Here is a 22,896-nt window from a genome sequence, read left to right as displayed (position 1 = left end):
GTCAGATGGCGACGCGGACGCCGAGCTCCACCACGCGATCGGACGGAATACGAAAGAATTCGATCGCCGGCACCGCGTTGCGCGCCATGACCAGGAACAGCGACATCCGCCAGAGCGGCATCTTCGGGATCGCCGCCCGCACGAGAACTTCGCGGTTGACGAAGTAGGACGCCTGCATCGGGTCGAACGCGACGCCGTGCGCGCGAAGCTCCTCGAGCGCACGCGGCAGGTTCGGGCTTTCCATGAAGCCGTACCGAAGCGTCACCCGGTGGATCCCCGGCGCCATCTCCTCGACCATCATGCGGCCGCCGGCGTCGGCTTCCGGCTGGTCCAGGTTCTGGGCGGTGACGAACAGGATGCGCTCGTGCAGCACCTTGTTATGCTTCAGGTTGTGCAGCAGCGAGGCCGGGACGAAGTCGGCGTTCGCTGTCAGGAAGATGGCGATGCCGGGCACGCGCAGGGTGCGCGACTGCGGCAGGCGCGCCAGGAACGAGGCGAGCGGCAGGCTGTCCTGCTTCCAGCGCGCCAGGATCAGGCCGCGACCGGTTTTCCATGTCGTCATCAGGGTGGCCAGCACCGTGCCAAGCATTAAAGGCACCCAGCCGCCCTGCGGGATCTTGAGTGCATTGGCGGCAAAGAAGACGCCGTCGATCACGAAGAAGGTGCCGAACGTCCCCAGGGCGGCGAACTTCGACCAGCGGTAGATCCGGCGGAATACCACCATCGCCAGCACGCAGGTGCACATGAAGGTGCCGGTCACCGCGATGCCGTAGGCGGAGGCCAGCGCATCCGAGGACCGGAACGACAGCACCAGCACCAGCACGCCGACCAGCAGCGCCCAGTTCACCTGTGGCACATAGATCTGGCCTTCCTCGTCGGCATTGGTGTGCAGCACGCGCATCCGCGGGAAGTAGCCGAGCTGCACCATCTGGCGGGCGATGGAGTAGGCGCCGGTGATCATCGCCTGGCTGGCGATGACGGTGGCCATTGTAGCCAGGATGACCATCGGCAGGCGCAGCCAGTGCGGGCACAGCAGGAAGAACGGGTTCGCCATCGCGCCCGGATGCTCGATGATGAGTGCGCCCTGGCCAAGATAGTTGAGGGCCAGCGCGGGCAGGACGAGGCCGAGCCAGGCGACCCTGATCGGCCTGCGCCCGAAATGGCCCATGTCGGCATAAAGCGCCTCGGCACCGGTCACCGCCAGCACCACCGCGCCGAGTGCGACGAAGGCGAGCCAACCATGGTGCCAGATGAAGATCGCGGCGTGATGCGGCAGCAGCGCCTGCAGCACGAAGGGAAACCGCGCCACCTGAACTGCACCAAGGATGCCGATGCTGACGAACCAGAGCAGCATGATCGGCCCGAATATCCGGCCGACGCTGCCGGTCCCGCGCCACTGCATGCTGAACAGCGCCACGATGACCACAACGGCGATCGGCAGCACCACCTCGGCGGCGCTGGGCATGCTGACCTCGAGCCCCTCGACCGCCGACAGCACGGAGATCGCCGGCGTGATGGTTCCGTCGCCGAAGAACAGACAGGCGCCGATGATGCCAACGAAGCCGAGGATGCGCCGCATCTGCGGCCCGGGGGACACGCGCTGGGCAAGCGCCATCAGCGCCAGGATGCCGCCCTCGCCGTTATTGTCCGCACGCATGATCAACGTGACGTATTTGATGGTGACGACAAGGACCAGCGACCAGAAGATCAGGCTCTCGAGGCCGAGCACCTCCCAGCGGGTGACCGCATTCGCATGCGGGCTGACGATCTGCAGCGTGGCCTTCAGCGCATAGAGCGGGCTTGTGCCGATATCGCCGTAAACGACGCCCAGCACCGCGAGCAGCGAGCCGATCGTGACGGCACGATTGCGCTTCCCGCCATGACCGGTACCGGGTGCCGGCTCGGTCGTACTGTCATGAACACCGGCCGCGGCGCCGCCAGTGGCAGAGCCAGACGGGGCCGCGCCAGAAGCTCCGGCGACATCACTCATCCAGCCACGCTCCGGCCCTGGGGCCCGTTCGATTTGGTGCCCGACGCAGCCCCATACGACCTAGTCCGGCAGCGACGCAAGCCGGCTTCCGGAGCCGGCCGGCATTGTGTCCGGCGAAGCAGTCGATGCCGGGGCCGGCCGGCCGCCGAAGATCGCGGTCCCGATCCGGACCGAGGTCGCTCCCATCGCGATTGCCTGCTCGAAATCGCCCGACATGCCCATCGAGCGCCGGGCCAGTCCGTGCCGGTCCGCCATGGCCACCAGCCGGCGAAAGAACGGCGCCGGATCGATATCGGCCGGCGGGATCGCCATCAGCCCGGTGAGGGCGTCGCCGAAGCGCCGGTGGCAGGCTTCGATGAAGTGGTCGGCCTGGTCCGGCGCGATGCCGGCCTTCTGCGGTTCCTCGCCGATATTCACCTGGATCAGCAACTCCGGCATGCGGCCGGCCTTCTGTGCAGCTGCCTCGATCGCGTCCGCCAGGCGTGGGCGGTCCAGCGTCTCGATCACGTCGGCAAGCTGCACTGCATCCGCGACCTTGTTGGTCTGCAGCGGACCGATCAGGTGCAGCAGCGGACCGGGCTCGCCGCGCCCGGATCGTGCAGTCCGCAGTTCGGGGAACTTGCCCTGGGCTTCCTGCACACGGTTCTCGCCGAACACGATCTGGCCGAATGCCAGTGCCGCCGCCACCGCCGAGGCGGGATGGGTCTTGGAAACCGCCACCAGCGTCACGCCGGCAGGATCACGTCCGCTTTCCCGTGCAGCGTGCGCGATCCGGTTGCGAATATGGTCCAGTGCCGCGCCGATCCGCGGGTCGGGCTGGTCCGGGTCGACCATGCCGGTGTTCGATGCGAGAGGCGTCATGACGTCCAGGCTCCTGCGCGGCATCGTCTTGGTCAAGGCCATGTCCGAGAGAAGCCTTCAACCCGCATCCGGTTCGACGGTCGGCACCGGCGACGACGCGAATGCAATGGTCAGGCAATGCCGAACGCCCGCGCCGCCTTGTCGCTGCCGATCAGCAATTCGGTCAGGCGCATCCGGTCGGCGGTAGTGAATGACGGGTCGGCGCCGGCATAGCGCGATGCCGCCTCCTGGAGCAGGCGCTCGTACTGCTCGCCGTCGCCGAGCCTGGACGCCGCCTGTGCGAAGCGGCGCAGATGGCGGGCCCCGGCCTCGAGCGTGCCGATCCGGGCGGAGCTGGTCAGCTCGGACGCGGTTGTTTCAGCGCCCGGCAACCGTGCCCGCAGGGTGTGCTCGAACGCCAGCCGGTTCGCCGCCGACAAGGCCTGGCGCAGGCCGGATACGCGTCTCTGCTCGACCGGCGAACGATGCGCCAGCCGCCCGAATGCCTCGACGCGGCGGATCAGGGCGAGCCTGGCCTCCAGGCTGCTCGGATCGAGCAGATCGGGAGGCACCGGATCGTCGATCACCGTCTTCATCCGGTCGAGGGCGTCGGACGCGGCGGTATCCAGCCCGGCATGAAGTACGGCCGCGAACCGGTTGCCGCGTGCGAGCGCCAGAGCGGCGGCGGCCACCCTATCCGGTGCCGAAGCGTCCAGCAGCAGAGCCAGCATGATCCCCCAGCCCAGCGGCCCGGTCCGTGCCGCATCCGAAAGCAACGCCGACATGGCCGGGTCCGAGGCCGGGTCGGATTGCGGCGGCAACGAGCGGATCTCGGCCGCCCGGCTCAGGACCAGCCGGATCACCGCGATCAGCTGCCCGACCAGCGGCACGGTCAGCCCATGCGCCGACTGCCATGCCGTCGTGCCCCAGCTTTCGGGAATGACGAAGTTCGCCAATCGCACGGCAACCGCGTCCCAGATCGGCCGGCCCGCGCGTGTCAGTGCGGCTTCGTCGGCCTCGTCGGCTGCGGGTATGGCAACCGACGGCGCCTCGTCGAGAACCAGGGCGCTGAGTGGCCTGATGATCGAACGCGGGATGGCAAGGTCGCCCGGCTTCCAGTGTCCGGCGGCGACCAGCACCGGATCGAACGGCATGAACAGCAGGCGGACGCGGGTCACCTGTCGTGGCGGCCGCAGGCCGGCAAGCCGGTTGCGCACAGGTGCCAGCAGCAGGTCCGCCGCCCCCCGTTCGGGCAAGAGGTCGATCATGTGGGTTATTTCGAGAAGCTTCGGGTTGTCCGCATGCCGCAACTCCTCGGACAACGCTTGAAGGGTATCGCCCCGGGTGCTGCCGGCCCGTCCTGCGCGATCAGCCATGCACGTCGTCCAGGGCCAGCTCGTCGCACCTGATGCGCTCGTTCCGTTCGATCGATCCCGCCGGCAGCGGGTTCGACCGCGACGGGTCGGAGTGGCCGGCGACGGGCCTTGGCCGGACTGCCGGGATCCGCTCGGTCGTCGGCATGCCCTCGCTGTCGATTACCGGGGACGATCCCGCCAGCGGCACCAGCCGGCCGAACTCATCGATCAGGCCGATCCGGGCGGAAACGGTTCGTGCATCGAGCCAGAGCAGGCCGATCCGGTCCCACCCGTCGAGCCCGGCCTCGAGCAGCGACATCGGAGCAACCGCTGCCGACGGGCTCTTCTGCCAGCGATCGAGCAGTGCCGACGGATCGGCCAATGCAGCTGCGGCCGAGACGAGTATCGTCCCGGCCTGGTCGAGGCACTGCCCGAGCCGGTTCAGGATCATCGTGAGGCACGCCGATTGCTGCATGGTGTGGTGTGCCTGCTCTTCCCGCAGCGACGTGCGCAGGCCCTGCAGCAGGGCAAGCAGCCGCCGGATGCGCCCGCCCCCGGCGTCGCCGATGCCGGGGGCGATCGGGACGAAGGCGGTCGAGAGCTGTTCGAGTGCCGCCGACAACATCACCGGATCCCAACCGAGCCGTTGCGCCAGGACCGGGAACCCATCGGTCGCCTGGCTGGGCACCAGCCCGGCCGACCCGGTTGGCACCAGTGACTGTTCGTGTGCCGGGATGTCGCTGCGCCGGATCAGCGCCATCAGCAGGCTCGCCCAGAGCCGCAGCGCCTCCGTATCCAGAGCGGCCTTCGCCCGGACTGCCGCCACCGCCGCGGCACGCCCGGCATATCCCTCCGCGGCGACGATGCGGGCGGCGGCGCGCACCAGGGGCGGCGTCAGGCTCGGCAATGCGACGAGGCGCCCGGCCAGGATCGTGTCGTGCAGGGTCGGCGTCGCGAAGTCGCTCACCATGCTCCACAGCGCCACATAGGCGCCACGGCCGCCGGATGGGTTGGGCAGGATGTAGTCGATGGAGCGATCCCGCAGGCGGCCTCGTGCACCGCTCAACAACGGCGCGGTGAACGGCAGGTGTACGCCCGGCACGATCGGCACCGGCGTTTTGCCGGCAGGCCAGGTCCCGGTCATGCGTTGCTCACCCTGCCATCCGCGCTTGCTCATGCCGGCACAGCCCTGGTCGGCCGGCCGGCCACGTGCCATCTGTCCCGCCGACATATTATAATGGACGCATGAACAACCGATTAAGCGATGCCGGCTCCCGCAAGGCCGGTTCCGATCCCACCCGCACGATCGCGTTCGACGTGCTGGTCGCTGTCACCGAACGACGGCGCACGATCGAGGAAGCGCTTGATCACGCCGATCCGGCCCGGCCTTCAGGGATGGCGGGCGCCCAGGTACCGTCGCGCGACCGTGCGGCGGCGCATCGTCTGGCCGCGACCGTGCTGCGTCGCATGGGCACCCTCGAGGCGGTGCTGGAGCCGTTCCTGGCCAAGGCGCCGCCGCCGCGCGTCAAGCTGGCGTTGATGATGGGCGCGGCCCAGTTGCTGTTCCTCGAAACCCCCCCGCATGCCGCGGTCGGCACGGTGGTGTCGCTGATGCGCGAGCGCAGCCTGGCGCCCTTCGCCGGCCTGGTGAACGCGGTTCTGCGCAAGGTTGCCGGCGCCGGGGTGGCGGCACTCGATGCACTCGACGGTCCAAGGCTGGACGTGCCCGCCTGGCTCTGGTCGTCCTGGGGCGGGCTTGCGCGGCAGATCGCCGAAGGCCTGGCGCGCGAGGCGCCGCTCGATCTCACCCTGCGGCCGGGCGGTGCGACGCCGGAGGGCGGGGTGCTGCTGCCGACCGGCTCGGTACGGCTGCCCGCCGGCACCCGCGTGGCCGAACTCGACGGCTATGCGGAGGGCGGCTTCTGGGTCCAGGACGCAGCCGCCGCCATTCCGGCCCGGCTGCTGGCGCCCCAGGCCGGCGAGCGCATCGCCGATCTCTGTGCGGCCCCCGGCGGCAAGACCGCCCAGCTCGCATCCGCCGGTGCGCAGGTGTTCGCGGTCGAACGCGACGGAAACCGCCTGCGCCGTTTGCGCCAGAACCTCACCCGCCTGCAGCTCGAGGCCGAGATCGTCGAAGCCGATGCCCTGGTCTGGACGCCGCCGGAGCTGCTCGACGCGATCCTGCTCGATGCGCCGTGCAGCGCCACCGGCACCGCGCGCCGCCATCCGGACGTGCTGCGCCTGAAGCGCCAGTCCGACATTGCGGGCCTGGTCGAGGGCCAGGACCGGCTGATCGAGGCGGCGGCGCGGATGCTGCGTCCGGGCGGGCGGGTGGTCTATGCGGTATGCTCGCTGCAACCGGAGGAAGGTGACCGGCGCGCCGAGGCCGCCCACCGGTTCGGACTGTCGCTGGAGCCGTTCACCACGCAGGAGTTGGCGGCACTGCCCGAGGCGCGGACGCCGGAAGGCTGGTTGCGAACCCATCCCGGCCTGTGGCCCGAACTTGGTGGCATGGATGGTTTCTTTGCCGCCCGGTTCGTGCGGCGCTGATGCGGGAGTTCATGCGCTCTTGTGTCAGTCTCGCGACTTCCTGCTAAACACGGTCGCATGTGCGCTTCCTCGATCTATCCAGCTTCCGCGTCCAGGCGCCTGATCATCGCGCCGAGCCTTCTCGCCTCGGATTTCGGCCGGGCGGCCGAAGAGGTCGCCGCGGTCGAGGCGGCGGGGGCGGACTGGCTGCACCTGGACGTGATGGACGGGCATTTCGTGCCGAACCTGTCGTTCGGGCCGCAGCTCATCAAGGCGCTGCGTCCGCGCAGCAAGCTGACCTTCGACGTCCATCTGATGATCGCCCCGGTCGATCCGTACCTGGCTGCCTTTGCCGAGGCCGGCGCCGACCACATCAACCTGCATATCGAGGCCGGACCGAATACCCACCGCTCGCTGCAGGTGGTGAAGTCGCTGGGGCTCAAGGCTGGTATCGCGCTGAACCCGGCCACCCCCGCCGATGCGGTGGCGCCGGTGCTGGATATCGCCGACCTGATCCTGGTGATGACGGTCAATCCCGGTTTCGGCGGCCAGAGCTTCCTGCACAGCCAGCTTGCCAAGATCGTCCGGCTGCGCGAACTCGTGGTCGCGACCGGGCGGGACATCCGGATCGTGGTGGATGGCGGCATCGACGTGACGACCGCAGCCCAATGCATCGCCGCGGGGGCCGACACGCTGGTCGCCGGCACCTCGGTGTTCGGACAGACAAACTATGCAGCGGCGATCGCGGCGCTGCGTGGTAACTGAAACCACCCCGATGTTGTCTGGATCCGGCCGGTATCGGCGCGGGTCCGGAACAGGGTCAGGCAAGGCAGCACCCTGATGGTCGTACGCCGGATCGCACGTGACGCACGCCTCTCGCTAGCCCGGCTCCCCGGTCTCGGCGGCTCGCGGGTGCCGGACGCCCCGTCCGTCTCGATCCGTGACCTGTGGCCCGGCGATACCGGCCGCGGTGCCCGGCTGATGAAGGGCGAGCTGGTTTTTTCCGGCGCGATCAGCCAGCTCCAGCCGAACCGCTCGGTTGCCGCCACGGGCACCGCCAGCCAGTGGAACGACCTCCTGGTGCCGCCGCTGCTGCGGGCGCATGCGCACGGCTTTTCCTGGCTGCGCGACCTCCGGGCACTCGGCACCGATGCCGGCCGGCTCCGCGCCCGTGCCCTGGCTTCGGAATGGCTGGCGCGCCCACCGAACGACCCGGTCGCCCGCACGCCCTACGTGGTGGCATCCCGCGTCACCGCCTGGCTCACCCATTACGATTTCTTCGCGGCCTCTGCCGACGACGCCTTCCGCCAGCGGCTGATGACCCGGCTGATGGTCGATGCCCGGGCCCTGGCCGCCGATATCCCGACCGCGATCCATGACCACCGCGCCCTAGCCTGCCTGAAGGGGTTGCTCGCCTGTGCGGTGGCGATGCCCGAGCAGGCCGGCTTCCTGACCCGGACCATGCGGCATATCGGCCCGGAGATCGGCCGCCAGATCCTGCCCGACGGCAGCCATGCCGAGCGCACCCCGGGGGCGCAATTCGCCGCTTTGCGCGAACTCGCCGAGATGCGGGCGCTGATGCAGACCGGGCAGATCGCGCAACCTCTGGCGCTCTCAGCTGCCCTCGACCGCATGACCCCGGTGCTGCGCGCGTTGCGTCACGGCGATGGCGGCCTGGCGCTGTTCAACGGCAGCCACGAGGAAAGCCCGGCGCAGATCGACCTGGTGCTGTCGCAGGCGACGCGGGGCCGTCTGGTCGCCGCCGATATGCCCGATGGCGGCTTCATCCGCATCCAGTCCGGGCGCAGCCTGCTGCTGCTCGATGCAGGCCCGCCGGCGCCGTCCGGCTTCGATGGCGACGCGCATGCCGGAACCCTGTCGTTCGAGATGTCGGTCGGCCGCGAACGCCTGATCGTCAATTGCGGCGCCGGCGTGCTGCCCGCCTGGCGCGACGCCCTGCGTGCGACGGCTGCCCATTCGACCCTTGTCGTGTGCGATACCAGTTCATCGGAGTTCCGGGCGGGGACGGTGGTGCGGCGTCCGGCCAACGTGGTCATCGATCACCGGCAGGCGAACGGGGCGCATTGGCTGGATCTGAGCCAGGACGGCTACGTGCCCGGCTTCGGCGCGGTGCATCAGCGGCGCATCTATGTCGCCGACGGCGGTGAGGATGTGCGCGGCGAGGACATGGTCACCGCCGACAATCCGGTGGCGTTCGCCCTGCGCTTCCACCTGCATCCGACCGTCAAACCGGTGCGCGAAGGCCAGGACGGTTCGGACGAGGAGGGCGGTGCCGTGCTGATGACGCTGCCGTCCGGTTCGGTATGGCGTCTGCGTGCCGATAGCGGCCGGCTGAGCATCGAGGAAAGCATCTATCTCGGTGGGGATAGCCCCGCTCGGACGTCGCAGATCGTGGTCGTGCCGCGCGCTGCGGCCGCCAAGGCTGCTGCTCCGGTCGCTGACGAGGCTGCCGCCGACACTGAGGGTGCCGCCCCGGACGAGCCGGTGGAAGCACCCGATGCCTCGGCCGAGGTCGCGCCCGACGAGGAGAAAACCAGGCTGCAGACGATCCGCTGGGCGATCAGCCGCGTCGAGGGCTGAGCCGACCCACGCGGTGAAGATCCTCGAGATCACCAACGTCGATTTCTCGCTGCGGCATTTCCTGCTGCCGCTGATGCAGGGCCTGCGTGCACGCGGTCACGAGGTGGTCGGGGTCTGTGCGGACGGGCCGTTGCTGGCCGATGTCCGTGCCGACGGGTTTCGCGTCGAGGCCTTGCCGATGGCCCGCAGCCTGTCGCCAGTCGCCCAGTTGCGCGCGTTTGGGGCGCTGGTGCGGCTGATCCGTGCGGAGCAGCCCGATCTGGTGCATGCGCACATGCCGATCAGCGGCGTGCTGGCCCGGTTTGCCGCCCGCCTGTGCGGGGTTCGGGTGATCGCCTACACGTGCCACGGCTTCCTGTTCAACCAGCCGGGAAGGTGGCCGCGCCGGATCGTGGCCCTCGTGCTGGAATGGTGCGCCGGACGGGTGACCGATCGCTTTCTCACCGTCTCGGAAGAGGAAGCCCGCGACGCCCGCCGGCTTCGCATCCATTCGCAGGCCATCGCGATCGGCAATGGCCGCCCGCCCGCCCGCTTCCACCCCGATGCGCAGGCGCGAACCCGGCTGCGCGCGGAACTGGGCGTTCCGGAGGCGACGATCGTGGTCATCGTCGTGTCCCGGCTGGTGCGCCACAAGGGCCATCCCGAATTGCTGGCGGCGATGGAACAGGTCCCGAACGCCGAACTCTGGGTTGTCGGGGACCGGCTGCCGTCGGACCATGGCGAGACCCTGGAAGCCGCCTTCACCGCTGCCGCGCATGCCGACCGGCTCGGAACCCGCCTGCGCCGGCTCGGCTATCGGACCGACATCGCCGACCTGCTGGCGGCTGCCGACATCTTTGCCCTGCCCAGCCATTTCGAGGGGCTGCCGATGTCGGTGATCGAGGCGATGCTATGCGGCTTGCCGGTCATCGCCACCGATATTCGCGGCCCCCGCGAGCAGGTGGTGCCGGAGCAAACCGGCCTTCTGGTGCCGCCGATGGCGGTGGCACCGCTCTCGGCGGCGCTCCGCCGGCTGGTGGCGGATGCGCCGCTGCGTGCTCGCATGGGCGAGGCCGGGCGTATCAGGGCCTGCACTCTCTATGACGAGACGCTGATCGTCGGCCGCACCCTGGATCTGCTCGGTGCCTAGCTGGCGATCAGGAGGTCACGCCCACTCGCCGCGCCGCATGACCGGCTGATGGTCGCCGGACTGGGTGATCCCGTCCACGTCGATCTCGTTCGAGCCGATCATCCAGTCGATATGGATCAGGCTGCTGTTGGCCCCGCGTGCCGCCAGGGTCGCGGCATCCTGCCCCTCGGTATTGCTCAGGCACTTGGTGTAGGCCTGCCCGACCGCCAGGTGGCTGGCGGCGTTCTCGTCGAACAGCGTGTTCTGGAACAGGACGCCGCTTTGAGAGATCGGCGACGAGTGCGGCACCAGGGCCACCTCGCCGAGCCTGGACGCACCTTCGTCGGTGCCCAGCACGCGGGTCAGCACGTTCTCGCCGCGCGACGCATGCGCCTCGACGATCCGGCCATCCTCGAACCGGACCATGATGTCCTCGATCAGCGTGCCCTGATACGAGAGCGGCTTGGTGCTGCGCACGAACCCGTCGACGCGGGCTCGGTGCGGGGTGGTGAACACCTCCTCGGTCGGGATGTTCGGGTTGCAGACGATGCCGTTCATCGCCGCTTCGGCACCGCCGGCCCACAGATGCCCGTCCGCCAGACCGACCACCAGGTCGGTCCCCGGACCACGGAAATGCAGCGCCGAGAAATTGCGCTCGTTCAGGCTGCGGCCCCGGGTCGCCAGCGTCGCATTATGCGCGGCCCAGGCCGCCACGGGGTCGTCGCCATCGGTGCGCGACGCCGCAAAGATCGCCGCCCACAATTTCTCGACGGCAACCGCCTCGCTCTCGTTCGGGAACACCGTCCTGGCCCAGGCCGGCGTGGCATAGGCAACGATGTTCCAGTTGATGGCGAAGTTGGTGATCAGCTCGAGGGACGGCCGGTTGACGCGCGAATTGGCCCGGTTGGCGCGTGCCACCTTGTCCGGATCCTGCCCGCCCAGCAGCGACGGGTTCTCGCCGGTGATGGCGAGCCGCGCCGCGTTGCCGCGGAACGCCTGCGCGGTGCCGTCCGCCAGCCACCCGGCGGCGACGTCGAACGCGTCGTCCGGCGCGAACCTGAAGCGGGCGAGCTTGCTCTCGTCGTCGCTGTAGAAGGTGGTCACCAGCGTGGCGCCTGCACGATACGCATGTTCGGTGATGCGTCGCACCAGCGGTGCCGCATCCAGTGGTGCGGTGATCACCAGCTCCTGGCCGTGCGCCAGGTTCAGCCCGACCCGGACGGAGATTTCGGCCAGGCGGTCGAGCTGCGCCGCATGGGTCAGGGGCACCGGGTGCGTGGGTCTGACATGCGTGTCCATTGCTGATCTCCCGAGCGTCGTGTGGTCCAATGTGAGACGCTGTTGCCCGGATCGCAACCGTACGCGCCACCGCCGGCAGCCGCGGCAAGGCGGGTACCGGGCTTCGGCCATGAAGATGGATGGACCATGACCTCAACCCCGACTGCCTCGCCATCGTCTTTCGGCGAGATCGACCCGCCGCCGCGCCTGCTGATGGGGCCTGGGCCGGTGAATGCGCATCCGCGCGTGCTGCGGGCGATGTCGGCGCAGTTGCTGGGCCAGTTCGATCCCGAATTCACCACCTACATGAACGAGACCATGGCGCTGTATCGCCAGGTGTTCCAGACGCGGAACCGCTGGACCTTCCTGATCGACGGCACCGCGCGGGCCGCGATCGAGGCCGCCCTGGTGTCGCTGCTGGAACCAGGTGATGCGATCGTCGTGCTGAGCGCCGGTCGGTTCGGGCTGCTGCTGCGCGAGATCGCCGAGCGCTGCGGTGCCGAGGTGACGATGGTCGAGGGCGAGTGGGGCGGGATCGTCACGCCTGCAGCGGTCGAGGCGGCGGTGGCCCGGGTGCGGCCGCGGGTGGTGGCGGCGGTGTTCGGCGACACCTCGACCACGATCGCCCAGCCGATGCACGAGATCGGCCGGATCTGCGCCCGGCATGGTGCGATGCTCTACTTGGATGCGACGGCGACCCTGGCGGGCATGGATGTTCCGGTCGACGAGTGGGGGGCGGATGTGGTCACCGCCGGGTTGCAGAAATGCCTCGGCGGCCCGTCCGGCTCGGCGCCGGTCACCATCTCGGACCAGGCGGCCGCGCGCATCGCCTCGCGCCGCCATGTCGAGCAGGGGATAGCCTCGGGCGCCGACCGTCCTGCCGGTGGACGGCGCATTGCCTCGAACTACTTCGACCTGGCGATGATCATGGATTACTGGTCCGAGCGGCGGCTGAACCACCATACCGAAGCGACGACCATGCTGTACGGCGCCCGTGAATGCGCCCGGCTGGTGATGGAGGAGGGCCTTGTCGACCGCATCGCCCGGCATCGCCTGGCCGGCGAGGCGATGAGGGCCGGCCTGCAGGCCATGGGGCTGACCCTGTTCGGCGACCAGGCGTACGCCATGCACAACGTCACCGGCATCGAGATCCCGGACGGGGTCGATGGCGAGCGGGTGCGCCTCAGGATGCGGGTGCAGTTCGGGATCGAGATCGGCAGTTCGTTCGGCCCGCTGGCGGGGCGGATCTGGCGCATCGGCACGATGGGCTACAACTGCAGGCAGGATACCGTGATGGCCACGTTGGCAGCGCTCGAGGCAGTCCTGCGTGGCGAAGGGGTCAGGGTGCCATCGGGCGAGGCTGTGGATGCAGCACTCGCCCGATACGCGTCGGCCTGACTACTTCTTCTTGGGGGCCGGCTTGGCTGCGGCTTTCGGCGCGGCCTTGGCGGCTGCCGGCTTTGCGGCCTTCTTGTCGTCGCCACCGGCGTTCAGGGTGTCCTTCAGCGACTTGGCGGCACGGAAGCGGGCAACCTTGCTGGCGGCGATGGCGATGGCCTCGCCGGTCTGCGGGTTGCGTCCCTGACGGGCAGCACGAGCCGAGATGTCGAAGATGCCGAGGCCCGAGTAGCGGACCTCTTCGCCTGCGTTCAATGACTCGCTGATGGCCTTTGCAACGGCTTCCACCGCCTGCGAAGCGCTTTCCTTGGACAGGTCGGCGTTCGAGGCAACCTTGGCCACGAGATCGGCGTGATTCACGAGATTTCCTCCGGGTATGTGATGAGCAGCAACGTCCGGCGTGCGTAAGGTTTCGATGCCGAAGCGTCGATAAGCCATGCCGAGGGGGTTGAGAGTCAGCCCCAGCGCCGAAAAAGACAACACCCGCTGCCTCCTTAAGCGTCAGCATCTGCTTCAGAAGCACGCCGACCATGGCTGTAATCAGGCAAATTCGAGTCACGGTACCGACGCACCGACCATCATCTTCACCCGGCCATCACGCGACGATGAAGTCAGGAGGCGGTTCCAGTGCTTGAAAACCCTATTTTTATCAGTCACGTAGGCTGATAGATCGGCTCGATCCGGGCTGGTTCTGCTCGAGGAACGAGATGATGGCCCACGAGATCCTGACCTATGAAGCCGATGGGCTGACGATGCGCAGCCAGTTGTTTTTCGAGCCCAGCGAATCGCCCCGTCCGGGCATTCTGGTGTTTCCCGAGGCGTTCGGCCTGAGCGAACATGCGATCGGGCGAGCCAAGCGCCTGTCCGAAATGGGCTTCGTAGCGCTGGCCTGCGACCTGCACGGCGAGGGTCGGATGGTCGATGATCTCCAGGAGGCGATCGGCCTGCTGCAGCCGCTGTTCGCCGATCCGTCCCGCACCCGTGCCCGGGCCGGCGCCGGCCTAGCCGCGCTGACCGGGCGCACCGAGGTCGATGCCAGCCGCGTGGCCTCGATCGGCTTCTGCTTCGGCGGCACCATGTCGCTCGAGCTCGCGCGGTCGGGCGCCGACATCAAGGCGGTGGTCGGCTTCCATAGCGGCCTCGGGACAAAGGCGCCGAAATCCGATGCCAAGGCGATCCGGGCCCGCATCCTGGTCTGCATCGGCGCCGACGACCCGATGATCCCGGCCGAGCAGCGGGCCGAGTTCGAGGCCGAGATGCGTGACGCCGGTATCGACTGGCAGATGCATGTGTACGGCAAGACCGTGCACAGCTTCACCAATCAGGAGGCCGCCAAGCGCGGCATGCCGGACGCGATCCGCTACAGCCCGGAGTCCGATGCGCGGTCCTGGGCGGCCATGTAGGAGCTGTTCTCCGAGACCCTGGCCTGAGGCTCTAAGGGCGCTTCCGCAGTATCGGCGCAAAGTCGATCGACGATTTGGCTTGCCGGAGGCCGGGACGGCGGCCTGGGAGGTGACAAACCTCCCGGTGCCGCCTGGCCGCGGGCTGACGGCAATGCCTCGCCCAGCGCCCACCGAGCTGATCGGCAGGTCTTAGGGATGGACATGCTGAAACCGACCGGCAGACCGGGAATCAGATCGCCCCCTGACCATCACGACTGCGACCAGCAAAGCAGGCTCTCGTGATCCGTGGCGAGTTCTTGAGGCAGGGCAACATTTATTAATCTGGGCCGACATCTGCGGCTGATGTGACCGATCGATAGTGTTGATGCCTGCTTTAGCGCGCACGGATCGCGAGTAAACCCCCACGACTGTTTCGCCGTTTGGAACAAGGGCGGCCCGATCGCCAATATCGGAACAACGGTCGCAAAACTTATACCGCCGTGGAAACCGTCTGCGTTGTACGAAAGATCATTATATTAACATCAGACAAGCAAAAGCTGACTACTCCTAATGAGGTGGTTCTTTACGGTCGAGAACGTATTATAACAATGAGATCGTTCCGGGAACTCATCGTAAGGTCGACGGCTGATATCGACGGGCTGTCGCAAATAATAGAGCGCCGTGTCGAATGATCGCCGAGACCCTGCAATTTGAAAGAGACGCGGCTGTGCTTTTGGATCGAGAGATTAGTCGTTCTGTTACCGCAACTGCATCAACTCCGTCCGAACGCCAGGTCTGGATCGATTACGCACGTGGGATCGGCGTTATACTCGTCGTGTTCGGCCACTCCCTGCGTGGGATCGTCAAAAGCGGAGTATTTTCCAACCTGACGCTGGCAGGATGGATGGACTACACGGTGTATGCTTTCCATATGCCGCTGTTCTTTTTCCTGGCCGGTCTCAATGTCCAGCACAGTCTCCGACGAGGAAACCAGGCCTTTCTCGTCAACAAAGTCTGGACGATCGCCTATCCCTACTTTCTCTGGTCCGTCTTGCAGGGCTGCGTCATCATCATGCTGGCGCATGACGTCAACACCCCGATGACGTTCACCGACCTTGCCAAGATCTGGTATCAGCCGATCGGGCAGTTCTGGTTCCTGTATGCCATCATGATCTGCCATGTCCTCGTCGTGCTGCTGCCGTCGCGGCTGACCCTGATCGGTATCGCGTTTGCTGGTTTCGCAATCTACCAGGCCGTTCCGATACCGACACAGTTGTCGATGACGCTCTACGATCTTCCTTTCTATGTTGCGGGCCTCTACGGACCAGCGATGCTCGCGCGCTGGCAGCCCGATCGTATCCGCGGCTGGACCGTTGCGGCGCTGGTCTGGTTCGCCTTCGCGCTGATGGTCTGGGCCGGCGGGACGCTCTCCGGTCGAGACCCGGTAAGCCTCCTCTCGCTGCCAGCATGCATCACGGGAATTGCCGGCATCGTGCTGGTCTGCAAGGTGCTGGATCAGCGTGGGCATCGCTGGCTGGCAGGCGTGGGCGTCATGTCGATGACGATCTACGTGTTGCACGTCATCGCCGGATCGGGTGCGCGGGTAATCATGCTCAAGCTGCATGTCGTGGCGGACCCGTGGCTTTACCTGGTAGTCGGCACCAGTGCCGGGGTCATGATCCCGGTCGGCATTCACCTGGTGATGAAGCGGCTGCATCTTCTGGCGATGTTCGGTCTCGCGCCGCCGGTCAAAACCCGTACGACCCGGATGGCGGTATCGACCTGATACGATCGAACGACAGGAGCCTGTCGACGCCGGTATCAGGCCCGTCTGTCGACGCCGGTATCAGGCACGTCTGTCGACGTGGCGCGCCGCCCGGTCGCCGGCCCACTGCAGCGCCGAGACCAGGACGATCAGGATTGCCACCACGGCGATCATCACGTTGGTCTCGAACCGCTGGTAGCCGTAGCGGATGGCCAGGTCGCCGAGCCCGCCCGCGCCGATCGCGCCCGCCATCGCCGAAGCGCCGACCAGCGTCACCAGCGTCAGCGTGAAGCCGGCGATCAGCCCGGGCAACGCCTCCGGCAGCAGCACCTCGCGGATGATCGAGAGCCTGCTCCCGCCCATCGCCTGCACCGCCTCGACCAGGCCCTGGTCCACCTCCCGTAGCGAAACCTCGGCCACACGGGCGAAATACGGTGTCGCCGCGAGCGATAGCGGCACGATCGCCGCCTCGGTGCCGATCGATGTGCCGGCAATCAGCCGTGTGAGCGGGATCAACGCCACCAGCAGCACGATGAACGGCAGCGACCGGACCGCATTGACCAGTCCGCCCAGCACCCGGTTGACCAGCCGCATCGGCTTCAGGCCATCGGACGCAGTCACCACCAGCAGGATCGCCAGCGGCAGGCCGAGCAGCAGCGAAATCACCCCGGACGCCAGGGTCATTTCCACCGTCTGCCAGAGTGCCAGCGCGATCTGGTCAATCAGGTAGGACGACATGGCCAAGCCTCCGCAACGAGGTTTCCGTCGTGTCGGCGCCGAACCGGCGCAAGGCCGCCTCGGCCTCGTCGGCCCGGTCCGAGGGCACGGCGAGGAACAACGCACCGATCGGCTCCTGTCCGATATGGGTGACGCCGCCTTCCAGCAACGTCGCCTCGATCCCGGTTTCGGTGGCCAGCCGGGCAATCATCGGCAAATGCGCCGCGTCGCCGCCGACCCCCAGTTCCAGCACCGCGTGGCTGCCGGCGGCCGGCTCCGGCGTCAGCCGATCGACCAGGAAGCCGGGGAGGGACGGGCGCTGGTCACGCAGCAGGCTCCGGGTAGCCTCGTTCATGCTGCCGGCCTCGACATGGGCGAACAAGCGCGCCGCCGGAACATCCTCGACCAGGCGACCAGCCTCGAGCACCAGCACGCGGTCCGCCACCGCCCTGACCACGCTCATCTCGTGGGTGATCAGCATGATGGTCAGGCCGAGCCGCGCGTTGATGTCGCGCAGCAGCGCCAGGATCGAATGCGTGGTTTCCGGATCGAGCGCCGAGGTCGCCTCGTCGCACAGCAGCAGCGCCGGGCTCGCGGCCAGAGCGCGCGCAATGCCGACACGCTGCTTCTGACCGCCGGACAGTTGCGCCGGATAATGCCCGGCCCGGTCCGGCAACCCGACCAGCTCCAGCAACTCCGTGGTGCGGCGCGCGCGATCGGCCCGTGTCCAGCCGGCGATCTTGAGCGGCAACGCGATGTTCTGCGCCGCGGTCCGTGACGACAGTAGGTTGAAGTGCTGGAACACCAGCCCGATGCGACGCCGCCGCGCCCGGAGCGCCGGTTCGCCGAGCTGCGCCAGGTCCTGCCCATCGAGCACGATCCTGCCTTCGTCCGGCCGTTCCAGCCCGGCCAGGCAGCGCAGCAGCGTCGACTTGCCGGCGCCGGACCGGCCGATGACCCCGACGATCTCGCCATGCCCGACCGAGAACGATATGTCCGCGATCGCCGGATGGCCGCCGAAGCGCCGTGTCACCCGCTCGAAGCGGATCAGGGCAGGCGCTTCATCCATGGAGGCGCTTCAGAACGATGGCAGGATGGCGCCCTTGAAATGCGACGCCAGGAAAGCGGCCATCTCGGGCGATTGATACGAGGCCAGCAGCGTCTTCATGCCGGCCCGGTTGGTGTCGCCGGCACGTACCGCGATCATGTTGGCATAGGGATTGTTCTCGCGCGGCTCGCGGATCAGGGCTGCGGCCGGATCGAGGCCGGCGCTGACCGCGTAGTTGGTGTTGATCGACGCCATCGCCACGTCGTCGAGTGCCCGCGGCAACTGCGCGGCATCGAGCTCGATCAGCCGCAGATGTTTGGCCGACCCGGTGACATCGGCCAGCGACGGCAGCAGGCCGCGCCCCGGCGCCAGCGCGATCAGCCCATGCGCTGCCAGCAGGTTCAGTGCCCGCCCCTGGTTGCTGGGGTCGTTCTGCACCGCGATCCGTGCGCCATCCGCCAGCGCGTCGAGCCTATGGAGCTTCTTCGAATAGATCCCCATCGGCTCGACATAGGTCAGCCCGAGCGGGACGATATGGTAGCCGCGCGCCTGAATCTGGGAGTCGAGGAACGGCTTGTGCTCGAATGCATTGGCATCGATATCGCCACTCGCCAGAGCCTCGTTCGGCAGCGTGTAATCCTCGAAGGTCACCAGCTTGAGCGTCAAACCATGCGCTGCCGCGATCCCGCGCGCAGCTTCGGCGATGTCCTCTTCCGGTCCGGACATGATCCCGACCCGCAAGGACAGCGGCGCGCTGTCGGCACGCGCGTGCAGCGCCGGCATGGCCAGGCCGGCTGCAAGTCCGAGGAGGGTGCGTCGATGCATGCGGAGAGCCGCCTTCGTGATCTACGTCGGGATGCGCGTATATATGTGAATCACAGCGGCGCCAATAACCGTGAGCCCGCCCTGTGCGAAGGATGGTTGATAACGTCACGCGCTTCGAACATGAAGCACGTCGAGCATGGGCGCCACGTCTGGCAGCAGGGAGAGAAGCACGATGGGCGTCGATACAACGATCTATCGCGAGGCAATGTCGCGGCTTGGCGCAGCGGTCAACGTCATCACCACAGGCGATGGAGTCAGCCGTCATGGGCTGACCGCGTCGGCGGTCTGCTCCGTGACCGACGACCCGCCGACCCTGCTCGTCTGCATCAATCGCAGTTCTCGCTCGCGGGCCGCCTTCATCGAGGGTGGTCCGATCTGCGTGAACACCCTCGCCCACGCCCAGCGCGACATATCGGTCGCGTTTGCCGGCAAGCTGGACATGGAGGAACGCTTTACCGAAGGCGTCTGGACCACGCTGGTCACCGGCGCCCCGGTGCTCGAGCAGTCGCTGGTCTCGTTCGATTGCCTGGTCTCAAGCGTTGTCGAGGTCGGCACGCACAGCGTCATCTTCTGCCACGTGCAGGACATCCGTCTCGGCGACCCGGCAGCGGCGCTGGTCTACTTCGCCCGCGCCTACCACGGCCTTTCCCACGTTTGAATGCTACTGTGCCGGCGATCCGACGCGGCTCTCTGCGCTTCCGGTGCTCACGGCCGGGAGGCCGCTCCGCTCCGGTTCTCGATAGCCACGACGGGCGCTCCCCCAAGGGGAGCTCTCACTCGGCACAGCGCATTGGGCGAACTCGGTGCCGGAAGGGTGCCGGGGAGGTAGTCCTCGCTCGATCCCCTGGCTGTGTCAGGGGATCGTGGGGACGATGCGCCAGCCGTGGTCGAACTGGGTGATCGTGTAATGTTGGGGGCGTAGCAGGGACTCGGGCTGGGTCGGGGTGCTGCCGTAGGCGGGGTTCTTGATGCGCTGCCAGACCGAGCAATAGGCGGTGTTCGGCTTTGGGCCAGGGTCGGTTCGCACGGCGTCGCGTACCAGGCCGAGATAGGCGAGGTCGCTGCTCCTGTCGGCGTTGTCGATATAGTCTAGGACATACGGGTTGTCGCAGCCGCGGGTGGCGCAGCCGGACAGGGTTGCCACGGTCGCGGCGGCGAGCAGAATCCTGGGCAGGGTCGTCGGGTGGCGGCGGTTCATGTCGGGGCACCGGGGTTGCGCTGCTGCAGCATCCGGGTGAGGAGGCCGACCCGTCTTGGGGCTGCCGGCTTCGGCGGCATGGGCAGGGGTTCGGCCAGCAGGTCCAGATGATCGGTGCCGCGGGCTGCATGTTCGGCCATGATCGCATTCGGCTCGGCGGTGCGCAGGCTGCCGTCCGGCATCACGATCCGTAGCCGGTAGCCATGCCCGATCAGCCAGTCGAGATAGGCACGACCACTGATCCCGGAAATTCCCGGCATCAGCGACGGGCTGAACTCGGTTACGATCGCCGGACGGTCGCGCTCGATGATGCCGGTGCAGCCGCTCAGCGCGAAATATTCGGCACCCTCGACATCGACCTTGATGAGATCGATGCGCCTGCCTTCCGGCACCAGCGTATCGGCCCGTACGCAGCCGACGGTTTCGGAGTCGAGCAGCGCCGCGACATCGTCGGGCGGCACCGACGTGGTGCCGTTCGAGTGCGCCCGGTGCAACACCAGCAGACCCGGGGCCGGACCAGCCGCGACCTGGATGATGGTCACCTGGCTGAAGCCGTTGGCACGCCGGCTCGCCTCGATCAGGCGTGCATTGGTCGGGTTCGGCTCCACCGCGATGACCGATCCGGTCGGCCCGACCAGTTCTGCTGACAACATCGTGAAGTAGCCGATGTTCGCACCGAGATCGAGCACGTTGGAACCGGGCCGCAGCACGTGCCGAAACACCGCGCTCACGTCGGTCTCGTAATTATCCTCGCGGACATGGTGGCCGACCGAGGCATCGTCGTCCTGGGTGTAGATGCGGAACCGCGCCAACTCGGCCAGCTGCACCTCGCCCAGTGCCACCGATCGATGCAGTCCGCGCCGGGAGAATTCCAGGGAGCCGGCATAGCTCGCCACCACCTGATCGAGCGGCTCGCCGATACGCGCCGTGTGCCCGGGCCACTCCTCGCGATTTGGCAGACGTCCCAACAGCAGCCGGAAACAATGGTAGATGTCCGCTTCGGTCGCACGAGGCGAAAACCCGCCGGTCCAGGGTTCATGCATTGGTGCCGGGGGCGAGGGCTCTGCCAGTCGCTTGCCGGTCTCTGTCTGCAACAGGGCCACGTTGACGGGCTGCTCCGATTGGCGCACCCCCGCCAGGGTTGGCAGGGTGTGATGCGACGAATACTGGCAGCGGTTTTCGTCGAGCGCAAAGCGCCGTCCGTGGCTTCGGGTATGATGACTTCGGTCGCAACCTCGTGACGCGACACTTACGAATTTCTCGGCGCACTCCCGCGCTGAACAGGATCACAGGCGGGAGACAAGCTTGCCCAACAGGATCTGGGTCGACGTCGAGGATCTGTTCCAGTACTCGGCCTTCAATGCCCGGCCGAGCGGTATTCAGCGGATCCAGTTCGAGCTGTGCCGTTCGCTGGCTCTGATGCCGGAAACCCGCGACCGGGTCGGCTTCATCCGTCATGCCTCGGCGCAGGACAGCTTCCAGACCATCCCGTTCGCCGAGATCGACGCGCTCCATGCCCGGATGACTGCGTCCGCGGACGCCAGCATGCCGCCGTCGGCGCATGGTTCGGATGCTGCCCCGGCGACGCCCGGGTCGGCAGTCGTCGCCACCGGGTCGAAAGTGCTCGGCAGCCTGGCCCGGCGGGTCGCCTACCGCATTCCGCTCGATCTGCGCACGCCCATGGTCGGATTGTTCAAGGCCCAGCGCGAGAGCGTGCGGGCTGCCGGCAAGCTGACCGGTGCCGCGGCCGGCCGTGTCTCCAAGTTACGCACCACCGTCGCGCGCGGCCGGGCCACGGTGCCGGCTGCCGACGGGCTCACCGTTGCCACGTTCGACGCCAGTGCCGGGCCCGGCGACGTGCTGCTCATCCTGGGCTCGCCCTGGTTCCACCCGTTCTACAACCAGATGATCACGCGGGTGCGCGACAAATGGCAGATGCGGATCGCCCTGCTCATCTACGACATCATCCCGCTGCTGCGGCCCGAATGGTGCGATCGCAACCTCGTCGACCGGTTCGAGATCTGGGCCTGTGGGATGCTGTCGCTGGCGGACACGCTGCTGACCATCAGCCAGGCGAGTGCCCATGACATTCTCGCGGTCGCGGACCGGCGGAAACTGCCGCTGCGCGCAACACCGTCGGTGATTCCGATCGGCACCGGCTTCAGTCGGCCGGTCGGTCATTCCGACCACGCCGTGCCGGTCGTGCGCACCGACCGGTTGCCGCCGGCGCGCAGCTACGTGCTGATGGTGTCGACGATCGAGGCGCGCAAGAACCATGCGCTGCTATTCAGGGTCTGGCGCCGGCTGCTCGACGAGATGCCGGCAGACCGGGTGCCGACGCTGGTGTTCGCCGGCAGGGTCGGCTGGCTGGTCGCCGACCTCATGCAGCAGCTGACGAATGCACGGTATCTCGACGGCAAGATCCTGCTAGTGGAGAATCCGGAGGATGGCGAGCTGGAGCGGCTTTATGACGGTTGCCTGTTCACCGTGTTCCCGTCTTTCTACGAGGGCTGGGGCCTGCCGGTCACCGAGAGCTTCAGCTTCGGACGTCCCTGCATCATCTCCAATGCGAGCGCCCTGCCCGAAGCCGGCGGCCCGCTGGCACGCTACTTCGACCCCGAGAACGGCACCGAAGCCTGCCGCGTCATCCGGCAAGCGATCGAGGACCCGGACGGTACCGAGGCCTGGAGCAAGCGGGTTGCATCGGAGTTCCGGCCGGTCAGCTGGGACGAATCCGCACGCGCCATCCTGAGGGCGATCGACCACGGCCGGAACCGCCTGCCCGTGGCCGACGCCTTCGCCGAAGGCGTTGCCACGGCGTAGCGGACGCGCATAATTCCCGACAGGCGCCCGATCATGATC

20 protein-coding genes are annotated in these 22,896 nt (G+C 67.6%); 9 read left to right on the top strand and 11 right to left on the bottom strand.

Features of this window, described 5'->3' with window-relative positions; translation table 11 throughout:
* Position 1: 1 nt before the first annotated feature.
* The 4 genes from HN018_RS20610 to HN018_RS20595 form a co-directional block, all read right to left on the bottom strand.
* The gene (locus HN018_RS20610) at positions 2-1,990 is read right to left on the bottom strand and encodes a potassium transporter Kup (protein WP_171837047.1); all 1,989 of its coding nucleotides are present in this window, start codon (positions 1,988-1,990) and stop codon (positions 2-4) included.
* A 60-nt stretch (positions 1,991-2,050) separates the two neighbouring features.
* The gene (locus tag HN018_RS20605) at positions 2,051-2,824 is read right to left on the bottom strand and encodes a YggS family pyridoxal phosphate-dependent enzyme (protein WP_171837081.1); all 774 of its coding nucleotides are present in this window, start codon (positions 2,822-2,824) and stop codon (positions 2,051-2,053) included.
* 137 nt (positions 2,825-2,961) lie between these two features.
* Complete coding sequence (locus tag HN018_RS20600; protein ID WP_171837048.1) at positions 2,962-4,206, bottom strand: hypothetical protein; 1,245 nt, start codon at positions 4,204-4,206, stop codon at positions 2,962-2,964.
* Positions 4,199-5,401, bottom strand: a complete 1,203-nt coding sequence (locus HN018_RS20595; protein WP_171837049.1) for a hypothetical protein — start codon at positions 5,399-5,401, stop codon at positions 4,199-4,201. The genes HN018_RS20600 and HN018_RS20595 overlap by 8 nt, the downstream gene beginning before the upstream one ends.
* Before the next feature lie 29 nt (positions 5,402-5,430).
* Here HN018_RS20595 and HN018_RS20590 point away from each other — a divergent pair, with 29 nt between their 5' ends.
* From HN018_RS20590 to HN018_RS20575, 4 genes are all read left to right on the top strand, one after another.
* Positions 5,431-6,735 carry an RsmB/NOP family class I SAM-dependent RNA methyltransferase gene (locus tag HN018_RS20590; protein ID WP_171837050.1) on the top strand — a complete coding sequence of 435 codons (1,305 nt, stop codon included), beginning with the start codon at positions 5,431-5,433 and terminating at the stop codon, positions 6,733-6,735.
* Positions 6,736-6,792: 57 nt separating this feature from the next.
* A complete protein-coding gene (gene rpe / locus HN018_RS20585; RefSeq protein WP_171837051.1) occupies positions 6,793-7,479 on the top strand; it encodes a ribulose-phosphate 3-epimerase in 687 nt (228 codons plus the stop codon).
* A gap of 75 nt (positions 7,480-7,554) precedes the next feature.
* Positions 7,555-9,315, top strand: a complete 1,761-nt coding sequence (locus HN018_RS20580; RefSeq protein WP_171837052.1) for a heparinase II/III family protein — start codon at positions 7,555-7,557, stop codon at positions 9,313-9,315.
* Between the two features lie 13 nt (positions 9,316-9,328).
* On the top strand, positions 9,329-10,444 hold the full coding sequence (locus HN018_RS20575) for a glycosyltransferase family 4 protein (RefSeq protein ID WP_171837053.1): 1,116 nt from the start codon (positions 9,329-9,331) through the stop codon (positions 10,442-10,444).
* 15 nt (positions 10,445-10,459) lie between these two features.
* Here the strand turns inward: HN018_RS20575 and HN018_RS20570 are convergent, their stop codons facing one another.
* Positions 10,460-11,722 (bottom strand): aminopeptidase, encoded by a 1,263-nt coding sequence (locus tag HN018_RS20570; RefSeq protein ID WP_171837054.1) that lies wholly within the window; start codon positions 11,720-11,722, stop codon positions 10,460-10,462.
* Between the two features lie 126 nt (positions 11,723-11,848).
* On the opposite strand from HN018_RS20570, the gene HN018_RS20565 reads away from it, so the two are divergent.
* Positions 11,849-13,099: a pyridoxal-phosphate-dependent aminotransferase family protein gene (locus HN018_RS20565; RefSeq protein WP_204259593.1), complete on the top strand. Its 1,251-nt coding sequence runs from the start codon at positions 11,849-11,851 to the stop codon at positions 13,097-13,099.
* On the opposite strand, the gene HN018_RS20560 is transcribed toward HN018_RS20565, so the two are convergent.
* A complete protein-coding gene (locus HN018_RS20560; RefSeq protein WP_456307004.1) occupies positions 13,100-13,582 on the bottom strand; it encodes an HU family DNA-binding protein in 483 nt (160 codons plus the stop codon). It lies immediately after the preceding gene.
* Positions 13,583-13,806: 224 nt separating this feature from the next.
* Between HN018_RS20560 and HN018_RS20555 the strand changes: the two genes are divergently transcribed.
* Both HN018_RS20555 and HN018_RS20550 read left to right on the top strand, forming a co-directional pair.
* Positions 13,807-14,502 (top strand): dienelactone hydrolase family protein, encoded by a 696-nt coding sequence (locus HN018_RS20555; RefSeq protein WP_204259592.1) that lies wholly within the window; start codon positions 13,807-13,809, stop codon positions 14,500-14,502.
* A gap of 667 nt (positions 14,503-15,169) precedes the next feature.
* Positions 15,170-16,267 carry an acyltransferase family protein gene (locus tag HN018_RS20550; protein ID WP_275434161.1) on the top strand — a complete coding sequence of 366 codons (1,098 nt, stop codon included), beginning with the start codon at positions 15,170-15,172 and terminating at the stop codon, positions 16,265-16,267.
* 60 nt (positions 16,268-16,327) lie between these two features.
* On the opposite strand, the gene HN018_RS20545 is transcribed toward HN018_RS20550, so the two are convergent.
* Genes HN018_RS20545 through HN018_RS20535 form a run of 3 tightly spaced genes read right to left on the bottom strand, consistent with a single transcriptional unit; the run spans position 16,328 to position 18,836 of the window.
* On the bottom strand, positions 16,328-16,984 hold the full coding sequence (locus tag HN018_RS20545; protein WP_171833791.1) for a methionine ABC transporter permease: 657 nt from the start codon (positions 16,982-16,984) through the stop codon (positions 16,328-16,330).
* Entirely contained in the window at positions 16,965-18,032 is a 1,068-nt protein-coding gene (locus HN018_RS20540; protein WP_171833790.1) for a methionine ABC transporter ATP-binding protein, read from the bottom strand. Before HN018_RS20540 ends, HN018_RS20545 begins: the two co-directional genes overlap by 20 nt.
* A gap of 9 nt (positions 18,033-18,041) precedes the next feature.
* Positions 18,042-18,836 carry a MetQ/NlpA family ABC transporter substrate-binding protein gene (locus HN018_RS20535; protein WP_171833789.1) on the bottom strand — a complete coding sequence of 265 codons (795 nt, stop codon included), beginning with the start codon at positions 18,834-18,836 and terminating at the stop codon, positions 18,042-18,044.
* A gap of 172 nt (positions 18,837-19,008) precedes the next feature.
* On the opposite strand from HN018_RS20535, the gene HN018_RS20530 reads away from it, so the two are divergent.
* Positions 19,009-19,494, top strand: coding sequence for a flavin reductase (locus tag HN018_RS20530; protein WP_171833788.1), 486 nt, complete (start codon positions 19,009-19,011; stop codon positions 19,492-19,494).
* 195 nt (positions 19,495-19,689) lie between these two features.
* Here HN018_RS20530 and HN018_RS20525 read toward each other — a convergent pair whose 3' ends face one another.
* A complete protein-coding gene (locus HN018_RS20525) occupies positions 19,690-20,034 on the bottom strand; it encodes a hypothetical protein (protein WP_171833787.1) in 345 nt (114 codons plus the stop codon).
* Positions 20,031-21,137, bottom strand: a complete 1,107-nt coding sequence (locus HN018_RS20520) for an FkbM family methyltransferase (RefSeq protein ID WP_171833786.1) — start codon at positions 21,135-21,137, stop codon at positions 20,031-20,033. Before HN018_RS20520 ends, HN018_RS20525 begins: the two co-directional genes overlap by 4 nt.
* 202 nt (positions 21,138-21,339) lie before the next feature.
* On the opposite strand from HN018_RS20520, the gene HN018_RS20515 reads away from it, so the two are divergent.
* Complete coding sequence (locus HN018_RS20515) at positions 21,340-22,857, top strand: glycosyltransferase family 4 protein (RefSeq protein WP_171833785.1); 1,518 nt, start codon at positions 21,340-21,342, stop codon at positions 22,855-22,857.
* Positions 22,858-22,896 lie beyond the last annotated feature (39 nt).

Origin of the sequence: Lichenicola cladoniae (assembly GCF_013201075.1) — a bacterium.
GTDB classification, from domain to species: Bacteria; Pseudomonadota; Alphaproteobacteria; order Acetobacterales; family Acetobacteraceae; genus Lichenicola; species Lichenicola cladoniae.
Note: the sequence above shows the minus strand (reverse complement) of the source record. Positions and strands in the feature narration are given on the sequence as shown.